This window comes from Parasphingomonas caseinilytica (assembly GCF_036663755.1).
GTDB lineage: Bacteria > Pseudomonadota > Alphaproteobacteria > Sphingomonadales > Sphingomonadaceae > Sphingomonas.
Genome location: NZ_JAXOJL010000001.1, coordinates 542,718 through 560,122 on the forward strand (window position 1 = coordinate 542,718; position 17,405 = coordinate 560,122).

19 protein-coding genes are annotated in these 17,405 nt (G+C 63.5%); 11 read left to right on the top strand and 8 right to left on the bottom strand.

Annotation, left to right across the window (positions count from 1 at the left end; translation table 11 throughout):
- The first annotated feature begins 14 nt into the window (after positions 1-14).
- The gene (locus U1738_RS02470) at positions 15-887 is read left to right on the top strand and encodes an alpha/beta fold hydrolase (protein ID WP_332787439.1); all 873 of its coding nucleotides are present in this window, start codon (positions 15-17) and stop codon (positions 885-887) included.
- A gap of 180 nt (positions 888-1,067) precedes the next feature.
- On the opposite strand, the gene U1738_RS02475 is transcribed toward U1738_RS02470, so the two are convergent.
- Positions 1,068-1,379 carry an FtsB family cell division protein gene (locus tag U1738_RS02475; protein WP_332787440.1) on the bottom strand — a complete coding sequence of 104 codons (312 nt, stop codon included), beginning with the start codon at positions 1,377-1,379 and terminating at the stop codon, positions 1,068-1,070.
- Positions 1,380-1,444: 65 nt separating this feature from the next.
- Positions 1,445-2,725 carry a phosphopyruvate hydratase gene (gene eno / locus U1738_RS02480; RefSeq protein ID WP_332787441.1) on the bottom strand — a complete coding sequence of 427 codons (1,281 nt, stop codon included), beginning with the start codon at positions 2,723-2,725 and terminating at the stop codon, positions 1,445-1,447.
- A gap of 246 nt (positions 2,726-2,971) precedes the next feature.
- Between eno and U1738_RS02485 the strand changes: the two genes are divergently transcribed.
- From U1738_RS02485 to U1738_RS02505, 5 genes are all read left to right on the top strand, one after another.
- Complete coding sequence (locus tag U1738_RS02485) at positions 2,972-3,397, top strand: hypothetical protein (protein ID WP_332787442.1); 426 nt, start codon at positions 2,972-2,974, stop codon at positions 3,395-3,397.
- 23 nt (positions 3,398-3,420) lie between these two features.
- Positions 3,421-3,762 (top strand): phage holin family protein, encoded by a 342-nt coding sequence (locus tag U1738_RS02490; RefSeq protein ID WP_332787443.1) that lies wholly within the window; start codon positions 3,421-3,423, stop codon positions 3,760-3,762.
- On the top strand, positions 3,759-4,118 hold the full coding sequence (locus U1738_RS02495) for a DUF3618 domain-containing protein (RefSeq protein WP_332787444.1): 360 nt from the start codon (positions 3,759-3,761) through the stop codon (positions 4,116-4,118). The genes U1738_RS02490 and U1738_RS02495 overlap by 4 nt, the downstream gene beginning before the upstream one ends.
- The gene (locus tag U1738_RS02500) at positions 4,115-4,564 is read left to right on the top strand and encodes a hypothetical protein (RefSeq protein WP_332787445.1); all 450 of its coding nucleotides are present in this window, start codon (positions 4,115-4,117) and stop codon (positions 4,562-4,564) included. The genes U1738_RS02495 and U1738_RS02500 overlap by 4 nt, the downstream gene beginning before the upstream one ends.
- 195 nt (positions 4,565-4,759) lie before the next feature.
- Positions 4,760-4,984: a DUF4170 domain-containing protein gene (locus tag U1738_RS02505; RefSeq protein WP_332787446.1), complete on the top strand. Its 225-nt coding sequence runs from the start codon at positions 4,760-4,762 to the stop codon at positions 4,982-4,984.
- Positions 4,985-5,141: 157 nt separating this feature from the next.
- Here the strand turns inward: U1738_RS02505 and U1738_RS02510 are convergent, their stop codons facing one another.
- From U1738_RS02510 to carA, 6 genes are all read right to left on the bottom strand, one after another.
- Complete coding sequence (locus tag U1738_RS02510; protein WP_332787447.1) at positions 5,142-5,771, bottom strand: rhomboid family intramembrane serine protease; 630 nt, start codon at positions 5,769-5,771, stop codon at positions 5,142-5,144.
- Positions 5,772-5,781: 10 nt separating this feature from the next.
- Positions 5,782-6,258 (bottom strand): transcription elongation factor GreA, encoded by a 477-nt coding sequence (gene greA / locus U1738_RS02515; protein ID WP_332787448.1) that lies wholly within the window; start codon positions 6,256-6,258, stop codon positions 5,782-5,784.
- A gap of 78 nt (positions 6,259-6,336) precedes the next feature.
- Complete coding sequence (gene carB / locus U1738_RS02520) at positions 6,337-9,669, bottom strand: carbamoyl-phosphate synthase large subunit (RefSeq protein ID WP_332787449.1); 3,333 nt, start codon at positions 9,667-9,669, stop codon at positions 6,337-6,339.
- Between the two features lie 2 nt (positions 9,670-9,671).
- Positions 9,672-10,046, bottom strand: a complete 375-nt coding sequence (locus tag U1738_RS02525) for a ribonuclease E inhibitor RraB (protein ID WP_332787450.1) — start codon at positions 10,044-10,046, stop codon at positions 9,672-9,674.
- The gene (locus tag U1738_RS02530) at positions 10,043-10,423 is read right to left on the bottom strand and encodes a hypothetical protein (protein WP_332787451.1); all 381 of its coding nucleotides are present in this window, start codon (positions 10,421-10,423) and stop codon (positions 10,043-10,045) included. Before U1738_RS02530 ends, U1738_RS02525 begins: the two co-directional genes overlap by 4 nt.
- Complete coding sequence (carA, locus tag U1738_RS02535; protein ID WP_332787452.1) at positions 10,420-11,607, bottom strand: glutamine-hydrolyzing carbamoyl-phosphate synthase small subunit; 1,188 nt, start codon at positions 11,605-11,607, stop codon at positions 10,420-10,422. The genes U1738_RS02530 and carA overlap by 4 nt, the downstream gene beginning before the upstream one ends.
- Positions 11,608-11,745: 138 nt before the next feature.
- Between carA and U1738_RS02540 the strand changes: the two genes are divergently transcribed.
- From U1738_RS02540 to U1738_RS02560, 5 genes are all read left to right on the top strand, one after another.
- On the top strand, positions 11,746-12,198 hold the full coding sequence (locus tag U1738_RS02540; RefSeq protein WP_332787453.1) for a GatB/YqeY domain-containing protein: 453 nt from the start codon (positions 11,746-11,748) through the stop codon (positions 12,196-12,198).
- Between the two features lie 126 nt (positions 12,199-12,324).
- The gene (locus tag U1738_RS02545; protein WP_332787454.1) at positions 12,325-12,690 is read left to right on the top strand and encodes an endonuclease domain-containing protein; all 366 of its coding nucleotides are present in this window, start codon (positions 12,325-12,327) and stop codon (positions 12,688-12,690) included.
- 6 nt (positions 12,691-12,696) lie between these two features.
- Positions 12,697-14,577 (top strand): DNA primase, encoded by a 1,881-nt coding sequence (gene dnaG, locus U1738_RS02550; protein WP_332787455.1) that lies wholly within the window; start codon positions 12,697-12,699, stop codon positions 14,575-14,577.
- Complete coding sequence (gene rpoD / locus U1738_RS02555; RefSeq protein WP_332787456.1) at positions 14,577-16,604, top strand: RNA polymerase sigma factor RpoD; 2,028 nt, start codon at positions 14,577-14,579, stop codon at positions 16,602-16,604. Before dnaG ends, rpoD begins: the two co-directional genes overlap by 1 nt.
- A gap of 267 nt (positions 16,605-16,871) precedes the next feature.
- Positions 16,872-17,384: a PAS domain-containing protein gene (locus tag U1738_RS02560; protein ID WP_332787457.1), complete on the top strand. Its 513-nt coding sequence runs from the start codon at positions 16,872-16,874 to the stop codon at positions 17,382-17,384.
- The last annotated feature ends 21 nt before the right edge of the window (positions 17,385-17,405 follow it).

Here is a 17,405-nt window from a genome sequence, read left to right on the forward strand (position 1 = left end):
ACGGGAACTTCCCCATGCCCTATATCAAGACGCGCGACGGCACCGATCTCTACGTCAAGGATTGGGGCAGCGGCCGCCCGGTCGTGCTGATCCACGGCTGGCCACTCTCCGCCGACAGCTGGGACGCGCAGGCGATGGCGCTGGCCGAAGCAGGTTTCCGCGCCATCGCCTATGACCGGCGCGGGTTCGGGCGTTCGGGCCAGCCATGGAACGGCTATGATTATGATACCTTGTCGGACGATCTGGCGGATGTGCTCAAGGAAACCGGCGCGGAGAGCGATGCGACACTGGTCGGCTTCTCGATGGGCGGCGGCGAAGTCGCGCGCTACATGAGCCGCCACGAGGGCAAGGGCGTGATCGCCGCCGGCCTGATCTCGTCCGTCGTGCCGTACATGCTCAAGACCGAAGACAATCCGAACGGCGTGCCGGAAGAGACGCTGCAAAGCATTGGCGATGGCATCAAGAAAGACCGGTTCGGTTTCTGGACCAGCTTTTTCAAGGATTTCCTGGGCGTCGGCCTGATCTCGTCGCCCGTCAGCGATGAAACGCTGCAATGGGCTTGGCGCACGGCAATGCAGGCGGGGCTCAAGCCGATCCTGCAATGCGCCAACGCCTTCGGCCACACCGACTTCCGCGGCGACCTGCCCGCCTTCCGCGTGCCAACGCTCGTCGTCCACGGCACGGCCGACAAGACCGTCCCAATCGACGCCACCGGTCGCGCAGCGGCCAAGGGCATCGCTGGCGCGCAACTGGTCGAATATGACGGCGCTCCGCACGGCCTGACTTTGACGGAAAGCGACCGCTTCACGAACGATCTGCTGACGTTCCTCGGTCGTGGTCGCGACGACGCGCGCGGCGATCATGAGGCGCAGTTGATTACGGGCTGAGCCTGATCCCGAAGGAAAAAAGGCGGCGTCTCACGAGAGATGCCGCCTTTTCTAAGCCACCACCGATCGTCATCCCGGCGCAGGCCGGGATCTCAAGGAGGCGCGCGTAGCATTCGCCCCACAGAGATCCCGGCCTCCGCCGGGATGACGATAGGAAGAGGGAGTTCGGTCTCAGACCACTCAGTTCAACGGAACGATCATCTCATCCGGATGAACGACATTCAGCTTCTTGCGCGTCAGCTCATCCACCATATCCGGATCGGCCTTGCGCGGATCGACCAGCGCAACCTTGTTCTGCCATTCCGCGCGCTTCGCGGTCAACGCCGCCAGCCGCACTTCGCTCACCGCCAGCTTGCGCTTCACATCGCCATAAGCGCGCGCGCCGTTCGGCCCGAACATCGTATACGCGCCGAGGCCCGCGATCACGATAACCGCCACCGCCGGCACGATCGCGCGGCGGAGCATGACGTTGAAGGTGGAACGCTTTGCCATTCCACGATTCCTGTCAGTCTCCGCCCGCGCAATCAAGCCTTTTTTAACCACGATTCAGTCGGAGTTCAGCGCGAGCGCAACACGCTCCGCCCAGCATAGACCGCCGCATCGCCCAGCTCCTCCTCGATGCGGATCAACTGGTTGTACTTCGCCAACCGGTCGGACCGGGCGAGACTGCCGGTCTTGATCTGCCCGCAATTCGTCGCCACCGCGAGGTCAGCGATCGTCGCATCCTCGGTCTCGCCCGAACGGTGCGACATCACGGCGGTGTAAGCCGCGCGATTGGCCATCGACACCGCCTCCAGCGTCTCGGTCAGACTGCCGATCTGGTTGACCTTGATCAGGATCGAATTGGCGGTCTTCTCGTCGATACCGCGCTTCAGGCGCTTCGGGTTGGTTACGAACAGATCGTCGCCGACCAGCTGCACCTTATCGCCGATCAGGTCGGTCAGCGCCTTCCACCCGGCCCAATCGTCCTCCGCCATGCCATCCTCGATCGAGAAGATCGGGTAACGCCGTGTCAGATCGGCCAGATACTCCGCCATCTCACCGCTGGAGAGCAATTTGCCCTCGCCCGAGATATTGTAGATCCCATCCTTGTAGAATTCGGTCGCCGCGCAATCGAGCGCGACCATCACGTCGTCGCCCGGCTTGTATCCGGCCTTCTCGATCGACGACATGATGAAGTCGAGCGCATCCGTCGTGCTGGCGATGTTCGGCGCGAAGCCGCCCTCGTCGCCGACCGACGTCGCCAGCCCCTTGTCGTGCAGCCCCTTCTTCAGCGTGTGGAAGATCTCCGACCCGCAGCGCACCGCATCGAACAGCGTGTCCGCGCCGACCGGCACGATCATGAATTCCTGGAAATCGATCGGGTTGTCGGCATGTTCGCCGCCATTGATGATGTTCATCATCGGCACCGGCAACACATGCGCCGCGACCCCGCCGACATAGCGATACAACGGCAACCCACGCGCATCCGCCGCCGCCTTCGCCGTGGCCAGGCTCACGCCCAAAATCGCATTCGCGCCCAACCGACCCTTGTTTTCCGTCCCGTCCAGTTCGATCATCGCGCGATCGACATCGGCCTGATCTTCGGCGTCGATGCCCAAAACGGCATCGGCGATCTCGCCGTTCACCGCATCCACCGCGCCCTGCACGCCCTTGCCGAGCCACTTGCTCTTGTCGCCGTCACGGCGCTCCACCGCCTCATGCGCGCCGGTCGATGCGCCGGACGGCACAGCGGCACGGCCGAAACTGCCATCCTCCAGCATCACGTCCACCTCGACCGTGGGGTTGCCCCGGCTGTCGATGATCTGGCGGGCGTGCAGGTCGATGATTGCGGTCACGGAACGATCCTTCTAATCATGGCTGTCTGATGACGGTCGGACGAATGTCGCGCAGGCCTCTATCGGCTAATCTGTCACGCGGCAATTCGCCCGTGGATATGGAACCGTAACGGTCACTGGCCGGTTACGGGCTGAGCATATGAAAGGTTCGTGATGGCCGAAGACGCTCCCAAGCCCAAGGCGCCCGCCGCAAAGCCCCGCGCGGCTGCGTCCAAGCCCCGAACCGCAAAACCGAAAGGCCCTGTAGTGAGCACCGAAACGCTTGAAAGTCCGACTGCCGAGAAAACCGCTGGCCCGGCCCAGACGCTCAAGGACGGCGCGGCACAGATTTCGAAGGATGCCGGAGCCAAGGCCCGCACGTATGTCGAGGATGGTAAGGCCCGTGCTGGCGTTGCGCTCGACGAACTCGCCAAGCTAATGACCGACGCCGCCGGTACGGTGGACGAGAAGGTCGGCGCGCAATACGGCCAATATGCCCGCACCGCTGCCGAAGCAGTTTCCGGTTTCTCGGAATCGCTCAAGTCGAAGAATGTCGACGATCTGATCGCCGATGCGACCGGCTTCGTGAAGAAGAGCCCGGCCATCGCCATCGGCACCGCGGCGGCGATCGGTTTCGTGCTGATCCGTCTCGTCCAGTCCGGCCTCAACGCCGACACCGACGGCAAAGCCTGAATTTCGCGTCTGGGGGTATAGTTTTGGACCAGCCTCCGTCGGAAAGCATCGGCGAACTGCTCAGCCGGTTAGTCGATGATTTGCGTGAATCGACCCGTGCCGAGGTGGCACTGTATCGCGCGCAAATCCTCGGCTGGGTTGCTCAGGCGAAGATCGTCGCGACGTATGGCATTATTGCCCTGCTGCTGGTCAATTCGGCGGTCATCGCCTTGTTCGTCGGGCTTCTCCTCATTCTGCAACATCATGTCGGGCCGTTATGGGCGACCGTTATCGTCGTACTGGGCACGCTGGCGATCGCCGGGGTGTTCGGTTGGTTGGCCACCCGACACGTCAAGCGCCTGATCTCGCAAAGGATGCCGAAGTGAGCGACGGCCCGATGCACGAGCGGATCGTCCAGATCGCCGAGGCCCGCTCGACCGCGGCTCGGTCCCGCCTCGCCGCGACGCTGTCGCTGCTGCAATCGCGCCTCAGCCCCAAGGCCTTGGCGCAGGAAGCCGCAAGCAACCTGATCGCCAAAGGTCAGGAGATCGCCACCGAAGGCGTGGATGCCGCCAAACGGCACCCGTTCAAGATCGCGGGTGCTCTGGCTGCGGCTGGACTGTTGTTCGCCCGCCGTCCCTTGTCGCGCCTCCTGACGCGTAGCCGACATGCAACCCCTGCCGATCGAAACAGTTTGAACCCCAAGCGGCCCCCAGCCCCCGCCAGAAGGAAGCCAGAATGACCGATCCCGCATCGACCACGCGCAAGCCGGCGCCGAAATCCACCGTCGCCAAGACCCGTGCCGCCGCCAACAAGGCGCTCGACCGCACGCTGGACGGCGCCCGTGACGCCGCCGATCGCACCGTCAAGGCGATCGACTCCAACCCCATTCCGGTTCTGGTCGGCGGCCTCGCGATCGGCGCACTGGCCGGTGCGCTGCTCCCGCGCAACAAACGCGAAGCCGAATTGCTCGCCCCCGTCGGCCAACGCATCCGCGCGACGACCAGCGGTGCCGTTTCGGCCGCCAAGGATGTCGGTATCAACGAACTCGGTGCGCTTGGCCTTTCGAAATCGGCCCTCAACGATCAGGCCGGCAAGCTGGTCGGCAACATCCTGAAGGCGCTGGCCACGGCCGGAACCGCAGCGGTCGCCGCATCGAAGGACGCCAGCGCGAAGAAAGCAGTCTGAACCGCAGGAGACGGGTGAGGTCTACCCTCCCCGTCCCGCCGCCCCGGGCTCGCCCCGGGGCCCCGCTTCCTTTTGGTGTCCAGAGGTTGTCGGAAACGATCAAACCCGCACGGCGACATACCATCGCACTCTAGCCCCCGCCCCCTCGTGGCGCTAAGGGAATCGTGACTTCTGCTTCCCGGGAAATTCACGATCATGAGCAAGCTCCACCTCGTCTTCGGCGGCCGCGTCAGCGATCCGCAAACTCTCGACTTCGACGACCTCAATTCGATCGACGTCGTCGGCATGTTTCCCGATTACACGAGCGCCGAAAAGGCCTGGCGAGCAGCCGCGCAACGCACGGTGGACGATGCCGAAATGAAGTACGTCGTCGTCCACCTGCACCGCCTCGTGCAGCCCGATCTGATCGACAAGCCCTGACTGTTCCGGCCGGATGTCTCGATCACCGTCCGCCCTTCCCCGGCGGAGGCCGGGGCCCAGTCGGGAAACAGAAGTGATCGGGCGTTGCGCGCAGCAATCTAGACCTTCGCGACTGAACCCCGGCCTCCGCCGGGGCTGCGCAACACTCGCGCGCCTATCAAGCCCGCCGGTACTGCCACTTCAACAAGGGCTGCGCGAGCGCCATTCCGGCAACCAGCGCGCCGATCGGCTCGACGAACGTCACCGACATCTCGAAACTCTGCGAGATCAGCATGAACACCGCCTGGATCGCGAACCAGATCCCCGCCAGCATCGCGATCCGTACCGCACGGCTCTGCCCCGCACCGATCGGCAACGCCGCTGGCAAACCGTAGAGCATGAAATACGCCCCGATCAGCGCAAACACCGCCGGATCGAGGCCAGCGCCCGGCACCGTCGATCCCGGCGTCAGGATCAACCGCGCCAGCGCGCTGCCATAGATCCCGGCCACCACCACGATCAGCAACCCAGCCGGCCGCAACGCCTTTTCGACGTAACGCCCGGTGATCAGCAGCAGCACGATGTTGAACGCCGCCGACAACACATCCCGCGCGATGAACGCGGACGCGAGCGGCGACAGCCAGGCGCGCACGGGATCGCCGTCCCAGCCGCCGCCCAGAAAGTCCTGCGGGATGAATCCGTACTGGATCGCCGTGTTCTGGCTGCCCAGCACGGCAACCACCATCACCGCCGCAAACAATGCGAAGGCGACGAGCGCATCGGTGACGCGCCCGCGCGGAAGATGCACCCCGTCCAGTTTAGATGAACTCGATCTTGGAGACCGAATACCAGCGGTCGCCCGCCGGCACGGTCACTTCGACTTCTTCGTCCACCTTGCGCCCGATCAGCGCCCGGCCGAGCGGCGAGTTGTACGAGATGCGACCGCCCTTGGCGTCCGCCTCGGTCTGGCCGACGATCTGATACGTCGCTGCCTTGTCGTCCTCGTCGAGCAACGTGACCGTCGCGCCGAACACGACCTTGTCGCCGGACAGTTCCTTGGGGTCGATCACCTGCGCACGGGACAATTTGTCCTCGATATCGCTGATCGACGCCTCGATCTGTCCCTGGCGCTCCTTGGCGGCATGATATTCCGCGTTTTCCGAAAGGTCGCCATGCGCGCGCGCTTCCTCGATCGCGTCGACGATGGTCGGGCGCTCCGCTTTCAGCCGTTTCAGATCCGCATTGAGCTTTTCATAGCCCTCTTGCAGCATCGGCATCTTTTCGACGGTCGCCATCCCTTTTCGTCCTTCGTCAAATTCCCCCTGTTGGCCGGCCTTGTCAGACCCGCCCGCACGTTTCTCGTTTGTGGGGGATTAAGTGTGCGAAGATGAATAATAGGATTGCAGCGGCATTACTTCAAGCGCGTGGTTGGCCAGTGCGATAATCGCCTGTGCCGCTTCGACGCTGGCGGCAGCAGTCGTGAAGTGCGGAATCTTCTGAACGAGCGCCGCGGCGCGGATCGGCTGCGAGTCCTTCAGGCTCTGCCAGCCCTCGGTGGTGTTGAACACCAGGTCGATATCGCCATCCTTCATCCGGTCCACGATATGCGGGCGGCCCTGCCCCACCTTGTTGATCCGCTCGACCGCTACACCGTTGGCGATCAGGAATGCTGCCGTCCCGTCGGTCGCGATGATCTTGAAGCCCTGCTCCGCCAGCAGCTTCGCGGCGGGCAGGATCACCTGCTTGTCGCTCGGCTTGACCGAGACGAACACCGTGCCCGATTTCGGCAGCACCGTCCCTGCGCCCAGTTCCGCCTTGTAGAAAGCAACCGGGAAAGAGCGATCGATTCCCATCACTTCGCCGGTGGATTTCATTTCCGGTGACAATACCGGATCGACACCCGGGAAGCGATTGAACGGAAACACCGCTTCCTTCACGGCATAATAATCGATGTGCCGGTCGATCTTCGGCAGGTTCGCCAGCTTCTCGCCCGCCATCACTCGCGCCGCGATCTTGGCGATCGGCGCGCCGATCGCCTTGGCGACGAACGGTACGGTACGCGAGGCACGCGGGTTCACCTCGATCAGATAAACCAATCCGTCCTTAACCGCGAACTGGATGTTCATCAGCCCGACCACCGACAGCGCATGCGCCAGCGCCACCGTCTGCCGCTCGATCTCGGCGATGATCTCGGGGGAGAGCGAATAAGGCGGGATCGAACAGGCCGAGTCGCCCGAATGCACGCCCGCTTCCTCGATATGCTGGAGCACGCCTGCCACCGTCACGTCGGTGCCGTCGCAAATCGCGTCCACATCCACCTCGATCGCATCGCGCAAATATTGATCGATCAGCACCGGCGAATCTCCCGACACCTGCACCGCGGTCTGAATGTAGTCGTCGAGCTGCTGGAGCGAATCCACCACCTCCATCGCGCGCCCACCCAGCACGTAGCTCGGCCGCATCAGCACCGGATAGCCGATCCGCTCCGCCGCCGCGACCGCTTCGTCCCGGCTCCGCGCCAGACCGTTCGCCGGCTGCAACAGGCCGAGCCTCGTCACCAGCGCCGAGAAGCGCTCGCGATCCTCCGCCAGGTCGATCGCATCGGGGCTGGTGCCGAGGATCGGGATCCCCGCCGCCTCCAGCGCGCGCGCCAGATTGAGCGGCGTCTGCCCACCGAACTGCACGATCACGCCCACCAGCGTGCCGTTCTGCTGTTCGACATGCAGGATTTCCAGCACGTCCTCGGCCGTCAGCGGCTCGAAATACAACCGATCCGACGTATCGTAATCGGTCGACACCGTCTCCGGATTGCAATTGACCATGATCGTCTCATAGCCGGCATCCCCAAGTGCGAAGCAGGCGTGGCAGCAGCAATAATCGAACTCGATGCCCTGCCCAATCCGGTTAGGCCCGCCGCCCAGGATCACGATTTTGCGCCGATCGGTCGGCTGGCTCTCATTCTCCGGCTCGCCGAAGGTCGGAGCCTCGTAAGTCGAATACATATATGGCGTCTTCGCATCGAATTCGGCCGCGCAGGTGTCGATCCGCTTGAACACCGGCCGCACACCGAGCCGGTGGCGTAGCGCGCGCACCTCGTCCTCGGTCACGCCCCCGCTCATCGCCACCACCGCATCGTGGATCAAGCCCGACCCACGCGCGATGCCGCGCTCCATACCACGCAAATTGACCGATTTCAGAGCAAGATAAGCGAGCCTCTTGTCGCTGAATCCCATCGCCTTCAGCTTGCGCAGCCCCGCCGCTTCGATCGGCAGGCCATGCCGGCACACCTGCTCCTCGGCGGCGATGATTTCCGCGATCCGATCCAGGAACCACGGATCGAACTTGGCAATCGCATGAACCTCGGCGACCGTGAATCCTTCGCGCAACGCCTGCGCCGCGACCAGCAGCCGATCCGGAGTCGCCCGCGCCAGCGCCGCCTCGATCTCCGCCCGCGGTGCACCGGCCAGCGCCTCGACCATGTTGAAGCCGCTCAGACCGGTCTCCAAGCCACGCAGCGCCTTCTGCATGCTCTCATGGATATTGCGCCCGATCGCCATCACTTCGCCGACGCTCTTCATCGCGGTCGACAGGATCGGCTCGGCACCCTTGAACTTCTCGAATGCAAAACGTGGAATCTTCGTCACGACATAATCGATCGTCGGTTCGAAGCTCGCCGGGGTCGCGCCGGTGATGTCGTTGGTGATCTCGTCCAGCGTGTACCCCACCGCTAGCTTTGCCGCGACCTTGGCGATCGGGAAGCCGGTTGCCTTGGACGCGAGCGCGGACGACCGCGACACGCGCGGGTTCATCTCGATCACGATCAGCCGGCCATCCTTCGGATTGACCGCGAACTGCACGTTGGAACCACCTGTTTCCACGCCGATTTCACGCAGCACCGCGATGCTCGCGTTGCGCATGATCTGATATTCCTTGTCGGTCAGCGTCAGCGCCGGCGCAACGGTGATGGAATCGCCAGTATGCACGCCCATTGGATCGACATTCTCGATCGAGCAGATGATGATGCAATTGTCGTTGCGATCACGCACGACCTCCATCTCATATTCTTTCCAGCCGAGCAGCGATTCCTCGACCAGCACCTCTGTCGTCGGCGACGCGTCCAGCCCCGAGCGCACGATCGCCTCGAATTCCTCGCGATTGTACGCGATGCCGCCGCCCGATCCGCCCATTGTGAAGCTCGGCCGGATGATCGCCGGCAGGCCGGTATGCGCAAGCCCCGCCATTGCCTCGTCCAGCGTATGCGCGACGATCGATCGCGCGCTTTCCAGCCCGATCCGGTCCATCGCATCGCGGAATTTCTGCCGGTCTTCGGCTTTGTCGATCGCTTCGGCATCCGCGCCGATCATCTGCACGCCGTATTTCTCCAGCGTGCCGTCGTTGAACAAGGCCAGCGCCGTGTTCAGCGCGGTCTGCCCGCCCATCGTCGGCAACACCGCATCCGGACGCTCCTTGGCGATGATCTTCGCCACGATCTCGGGCGTGATCGGCTCGACATAGGTCGCGTCCGCCAGTTCGGGATCGGTCATGATCGTCGCCGGGTTCGAATTGACCAGCACGATGCGATAGCCCTCCTCGCGCAACGCCTTGATCGCCTGCGTGCCCGAATAATCGAACTCGCACGCCTGCCCGATCACGATCGGCCCCGCGCCGATGACGAGGATGGAGGAGATGTCGGTACGTTTTGGCATTGTCAGTCTTGTCCGTCTTCGCCGGTGCCGTCTTCTGACGTGCAGCCCCAGCCGTCATATTCCACGTCGTACAGTAATTCGATCTGCAGGCATTTCAGCGTCAGCGCCTTGATCGCGGCCTCATCGGCGGCCTGCTCGCAGCCAAGGAACAGCGAGATCTCGCCATCCTCATCCTCCTCGCGCTCGATCACCTCGAAGCCGAGCTCCTCCGCACTCTCCTCCAAGCGATCCAGCGCCGCCTCGCTCCCGCGAAAGCTCACGTCGATCGGCCGCACGAGATGCGCGACATCACCATTCTCGGCGAGGCTTTGCAGCACGTCCTTATCGGCGGCCCATTCCTCGGCGAGGCGCTCGGGGGATACTTCGGGGAGGGTCATGATGGAGCCTTTTGATCGGTCATTTCACTGAAGGGCAATTCAATCCGCTGTGGCCGGCAGGCCAATCCAGCTTTGTGAAGCGTTCCTAGAAGTTCTCGCAATGATACCGCCGTTTCGTCTTGGCGCTTTAGGATCAAGGTCCCCTGATGATGCCCTGTGCGATCATCTACTATCGGCACCCATCCGAGTTTAACTGCTCGCTTCTTGATCCGCTCGCATTTCCAATCGTCGGTGACGCATTTGAAATGCTCCATGCCGTCGGTATCGAAAGCCTCTATGGCTTCACGCTCCGTTCGCCTCATCCGCAATATCAGTGTTGTGGATACAATGATGAATAACGCCAGGCCGCCCCAGTTGAGCAACTCGCCGGAGGTCAATTTTCGTCCCCCAACATCCCCACAAACCGCTCGAACAGATACAAGCTATCCTGCGGCCCCGGACTCGCCTCCGGGTGGTATTGCACCGAAAACGCCGGCCGATCCGTCAGTTCGAACCCCGCGTTCGACCCGTCGAACAGCGACACATGTGTCTCGCGCGCCGTGTCCGGCAGGGTTTCGCTGCGCACCGCGAAGCCGTGGTTCATGCTGGTGATCTCGACCACGCCGTCGGCGATGCGCTTCACCGGATGGTTGGCACCGCGATGGCCCTGGAACATCTTGGTCGTCTCCGCCCCCACCGCGAGCGCCAGCAACTGGTGGCCCAAACAGATGCCGAACAGCGGAATGCGCGTCTCGAGCAGCGCGCGGATCACCGGCACGGCATATTCGCCCGTCGCGGCGGGATCGCCCGGGCCGTTCGACAGGAAGATGCCGTCGGGCTGCAGCGCCATCACCTGTTCGAACGTCGCGGTCGCCGGCAGCACGCTCACCTTCGCCCCGGCCTTAACCAGATTGCGATAGATGTTGCGCTTGGCACCGTAATCGATCGCCACGACGTGGGGTCGGCTCGCAGCCTGCTCAGCGCCCGCTTCGTCGGTCGCGTCATACCCGAACCCCAGCCGCCACACGCCGCCGTCCCAGCCATAATGCGTCTGCGTCGTCACCTCGATGGCGAGGTCCATGCCCTCCAGCCCCGGCCACGCCCGCGCCTTTTCCAGCAGCGCCGGAATGTCGAACACGCCCGCAGCCGAATGCGCGATCACCGCGTTCGGCGCGCCGCCGGTGCGGATCCGCCGCGTCAACGCGCGCGTGTCGATGCCCGAAAGGCCGATCCGCCCATGCCGCGCCATCCACGCATCCAGATGCTCCACGCTGCGGAAGTTCGACGGCGCGGTAACGTCCTCGCGCACGATGATGCCCAAAGCGTGCGGGTCGTTCGCCTCGATATCGTCCGGGTTCGCGCCGACATTGCCGATATGCGGGAACGTGAAGGTCACCATCTGCCCCGCGAAAGAGGGGTCGGTCATCACCTCCTGATATCCGGTCATCGCGGTGTGGAAGCACACCTCGCCCACCGCCTCGCCTTCCGCGCCGAATCCGCGCCCCCACGCAACCTCGCCATTCGCGAGCACCAGGACTCCGGTCGCTCCTTCAGGCGCAGCAATAGGTTTGGCGTCGGCCATGTCGGCGGGCACTCCGTTTGTTTTCGATGTCGCTAAGCGGCGTTGGCTAGTGGCGGTTGATGCCAAGGTCAATCTGATAAACCGAGCGTCGATCGCCGAAACCCGCTAGGCATCGCGCACGAAGTTTAAGGACGTGAAATGATTCGAGACGACATCAAGGCCGCACAGATCACCGCGATGAAAGCCGGCGACAAGGAAGCACGCGGCGCGATCAGCCTGATGCAATCGGCGATCAAGAACCGCGACATCGAGGCCCGCACCGGCAAGGCCCCGGAGGGCGACGACGCGCTGGTGATCGAAGTGTTGCAGAAGATGGTCAAGCAACGCCGCGAATCGATCGACATGTTCGTGAAGGGCGGCCGTCAGGAACTCGCCGACAAGGAAGCCGCCGAAGTCGCGGTGATCGAACGCTTCCTCCCCCGCCAGATGGACGAGGCGCAAACGGTGGCCGCCATCGCCGCGATCAAGGCCGAGATCGGTGCCGATGGCATGAAGGACATGGGCCGCCTGATGGCGGAGCTTAAGGCCCGCCACGCGAGCGAGCTGGACATGAGCAAGGCGAGCGGGCTGGTGAAGGCGGCGCTTTCGTAGATGGAAGAACGCGCGCCTCTTCTTCCCCGACCGTCGGAGGAGGGCACTCCACTTCTTCCCCCCTCCCGCTTGCGGGAGGGGCCGGGGGTGGGCTCGCGGTTCAGACTGGGCCGGCCAACGGCGGAAGTGCGCACGCTCAGAAACAATCCCACCCCACACGAGTCGATGCTTTGGCTACAACTTAAGGGCAGTCGCCTCGCAGGACTGAAATTCAGCCGCCAGATGCCGATCGTCGGCTATCGGGTCGATTTCGTATGCCGGTCGCGCAAGCTGGTCGTCGAACTGGATGGCAGCCAGCACGGCGATGCGACAGAATATGATGCCGCCCGTACTCGCGCGATCGAACAGGCCGGCTACCGGGTCATCCGGTTCTGGAACAACGATCTGACATCGAATATGGCGGGTGTGCTGGAGGCTATTGTGAACGCAGCGACCCGATCCGGCCGGGAACCCACCCCCCAACCCCCTCCCGCAAGCGGGCAGGGGGAGTAAGAAGATATGTCGCTCTCCCCCCAATTCCTCGACGAACTGCGCGCCCGCACGCTCCTGTCCGCGCTGATCGGCCGCACCACCAAGCTTCAGAAAGCCGGCCGCGAATATCGTGCCTGCTGCCCTTTCCATAACGAGAAGAGCCCGAGCTTCTACGTCAACGACGACAAGGGCTTCTACCATTGCTTCGGGTGCAGCGCGCATGGCGACGCGATCCGCTGGATGACCGACCAGCGCGGTCTGCCGTTCATGGATGCGGTGAAGGAACTCGCGCAGTCCGCCGGCATGGAAATGCCCGCGATGGACCCGCGTGCGGCGGAGAAAGCCGAGGCCGCCAAGGGCCTGCACGAGGCGTGCGCCGACGCAGCGATCTGGTTCACCGATCAGCTCAACGGCATCGCCGGTGCCGAGGCGCGTACGATCCTCGAAAAGCGCGGCATCGAGCCCGAGACCGCCCGCGCCTTCGCGCTCGGTTTCGCCCCCGATTCGCGCACCAAATTGAAGGAGGCGCTGAAAAGCTACGGCGACCCGATGCTGGTCGAGGCCGGCCTGCTCATCTCGGTCGAGCAGAAAGCGCCCTACGATCGCTTCCGCGGCCGCCTGATGATTCCGATCCGCGATCCGCGCGGGCGCACCGTCGCGTTCGGCGGGCGCATCATCGGAGACGGCGAACCGAAATACCTGAATTCCCGCGAAACGCCGCTCTTCGACAAGGGCCGCACGCTCTACAATCTCGATCGCGCCGGCCCAGCCGCGCGCAAGTCGGGCCGCGTGCTGGTGGTCGAGGGCTATATGGACGTCATCGCTCTAGCCCAGGCCGGGTTCGAGGAAGCCGTCGCGCCTTTGGGCACCGCGCTTACCGAAGCGCAGCTCGAACGGCTGTGGCGAATGAGCGACGTACCGATCTTGTGCCTCGACGGCGACAGCGCCGGTCAGAAAGCCGCGATCCGCGCCGCCCACCGCGCCTTGCCGATGCTCAGCCCCGGCCGCAGCCTCGCCTTCGTCACGCTGCCGCAGGGCCAGGATCCCGACGATCTCGTCCGCGCACAAGGTGCCGCCGCCTTCGAAACGCTGCTGAAAACCCCCGATCCACTTGTCGACAAACTCTGGGCGCACGAACTCGCGCTCGAACCACTCGACACGCCCGAACAGAAAGCAGGCCTCAAACACCGCCTGAACGAGCTCGCCGGCCTGATCGCGGATCAGAACGTCAAACACGAATATATCGCCGAATTCCGCCGCCGCTTCGACGATCTCTACGCCCGCAAGCGCGAACCCTTCCGCCCCTTCACGCCCCAGCCGCGCGGCCAACGCAAACCCGGCCAGCCCTGGAAAGCCCCGCCGGGCCCGGTCGGAGAAGGTCCCAAGGGCATCCGCGCCGGCGGCATCGATCGCGTCCTCGCCAAGGCTGTGCTCGCCGGATTGATCCGCCACCCGGCCGAAATCGCCCGCCACATGGAGGTGCTCGGCAGCCTGAAACTGGCCGATGGCGCGCTCGGCAGACTGTTCGAAGCGGTCGTAGATTTGGCGTTAGAAGATCAGGCGCTTGATAGTGACCGCCTTCTCACCATATTGGCGACATCTGGATTTGATATAATCGCGCACGAATTGCTTCGGCCGGACCAGCTTTCGCTCTCCTTCACCCTGAAGGATGCGGAGCCGCAACGGGCGCGCGAGGACCTCGACGAGGCGATCGCAATCCTGGTGGCGCGCCCCGAAGTGGATGCGGCGCTGGCCGATGCAACGGCGGAAATGCAAAGGCTTCACTCTGATGAAGCGTTCGAGCGGCAAGTGGCGCTCGTGATGGAACAACAGGCGCTCGACGCTCGGCTTGCAAATCTGGTGCAGGCGAACGAAGACGCCAGGGCTTTTGGTGCTGAGGGCAATTAATGGCGAAGACGGACATGGCGGAAGCGACCGACATCACGGAAAACGGCGATGCTCCGCTGATCGATCTCAACGACGCATCGATCAAGAAGGTGATCGCGCGCGCCAAGAAGCGTGGCTACATCACCTACGAACAGCTCAACGAAGCACTGCCGCAGGGCGAGATGTCGTCCGATCAGATCGAGGATATCTCCTCGGCGCTGAGCGAGATGGGCATCAACATCGTCGAGAATGACGAAGCCGGCGAGGAAGGCGACGAGAAGCCCGCCGATGACGACGAGGTCGAATCGGTCGATGCGTCGGACGACGGCTCGCAGCATATCGACGTCAAGAAGAAGGAGGTCGTCGATCGCACCGACGATCCCGTGCGCATGTATCTGCGCGAAATGGGCGCGGTGGAACTGCTCAGTCGCGAGGGCGAAATCGCCATCGCCAAGCGCATCGAGGCCGGCCGCGACACGATGATCCTCGGCCTGTGCGAATCGCCGATCACCTTCAACGCGATCATCGACTGGTCGACCGCGCTCAACGAAGGCACGATGCAGTTGCGCGAGATCATGGATCTCGATGCGATGCTGTCCAAGGATCCCGCCCCCGAATCGCTCACCGACGACGAAGAAGGTTCGGGCGAGATCAGCGAGAAGACCGCCGGCCCCAGCTTCAAGGAAGAGGAAGAGCCGGAAGAGGCCCCTGCCGACGAGGAAGAGGATTCGATGCAGGAGCGGCGCACGCCGCGTCCGTCCGATGACGAGGAGGAGGACAACACCCTCTCGCTCGCGCAGATGGAAGAGCAGCTGAAGCCGATCGCGCTCGAACGCTTCGCCAGCATCACGGCGCTCTACAAGAAGTTCAGCAAGATGCAGGTTCAGCGCCTCGACGCGATGGGCGCGGGCGGCGAGCTGTCGAATGCCGACGAGCGCAAATATCAGAAGCTGCGCGAGGAACTCACGGCTGAGGTCGAGAGCGTCCAGTTCCACAACGCCAAGATCGAATATCTCGTCGATCAGCTCTACGCCTATAACCGCCGCCTGACCGCGTTGGGCGGCCAGATGCTGCGCCTCGCCGAGCGCCACAAGGTGCCGCGCAAGGACTTCCTCGATCGCTATATCGGCCATGAACTGGACGAGCAGTGGATCCCGAACCTCGGCAAGCTCGACAAGAAATGGGCCGCCTTCGTCGCTGCGGAGACCGATTCGGTCGATCGCATCCGCATGGAGATTTCCGAAATCTCCCAGCAGACCGGCATGGCGCTCCCGGAATTCCGCCGCATCGTCAACATGGTGCAGAAGGGCGAGCGCGAGGCGCGTATCGCCAAGAAGGAAATGGTCGAGGCCAACCTGCGTCTCGTCATCTCGATCGCCAAGAAATACACCAATCGCGGGCTTCAGTTCCTGGATTTGATCCAGGAGGGCAATATCGGCTTGATGAAGGCCGTCGATAAGTTCGAATATCGTCGCGGCTACAAGTTCAGCACCTACGCCACCTGGTGGATCCGTCAGGCGATCACCCGCTCGATCGCCGATCAGGCACGCACGATCCGCATTCCGGTCCATATGATCGAGACGATCAACAAGCTGGTCCGCACCAGCCGCCAGTTCCTGCACGAACAGGGCCGCGAACCGACCCCGGAGGAGATGGCCGAGCGTCTCTCCATGCCGCTGGAAAAGGTGCGCAAGGTGATGAAGATCGCCAAGGAGCCGATCAGCCTCGAAACGCCGATCGGCGACGAGGAGGATTCGCACCTCGGCGATTTCATCGAGGACAAGAACGCGATCATCCCGGTCGATGCCGCGATCCAGGCCAATCTCAAGGAAACCGTCACGCGGGTTCTGGCGTCGCTCACCCCGCGCGAGGAACGCGTGCTACGCATGCGCTTCGGCATCGGCATGAACACCGATCACACGCTGGAGGAAGTCGGCCAGCAGTTCAGCGTAACGCGCGAACGCATCCGCCAGATCGAGGCAAAGGCGCTGCGCAAGCTCAAGCACCCGAGCCGCTCGCGCAAGATGCGTAGTTTCCTGGACCAGTAGAACACGACCGCGTTCCCGCGAAACGGGGCGCGGTTTCGCGATCAACTCCCCGTCCGTGCTGAACCTGTCGAAGCACTGTCCTTCTTCATGCCGCAATTCCCGCGGTGCGAAGAAAGACAGCCCTTCGACAAGTTCAGGGCAGACGGGTAGGTTCGACGCCCCCAACCAAAATTGCCACCGCTACGGATCGGCCTCATTGCATCGCCCACGCAAGATATGGTTGCGTGACCCCATGAGCGCTCCCCCAGCACACGCCCCCGCACCGACGTGGCCCGGTCCGAGATCGTCACCGCATCGGAACTCGTCCGCCATTTCGGCCTCTGGCAGGAACGCGCCACCCGCGCTCCGGTCTATGTCATGTTCCGCGGCCGGCCCCGTCTGGTCCTCACCTCGATCGAGGTGATGGAGGCGCTCGTCGCCCCGCACATTCCCGATCGCGAGATCCAGGGGCCGGACTCCACCGCCCTGCTCGATCTCGTGCGCGACATGGTGGTCATCGCCGACGCGGATCTGCGCATCACCGCCACCAGCCGCAGCGCACGCGCCTATTTCGGCGAAGGCGTCGCGCCCGGCATCTCGCTCGACACGCTCGTACCAATCCCTTCGCGCGACGTCCTGCTCAAGACGCTGCGTCATGTCATGGCGGCCGGCGTCACGCAGATCGTCGACCTCCCTTCCCCGCGCCGCGTCGACGGCCTGCTCACGCTGACGATCGAACCGCACCGTCGCGGCGTTGCGATGCGCATCGAGGATGTTTCCGCACCTCTTAACCTAGATTGAAACACCCCTAACCCCGCGTAC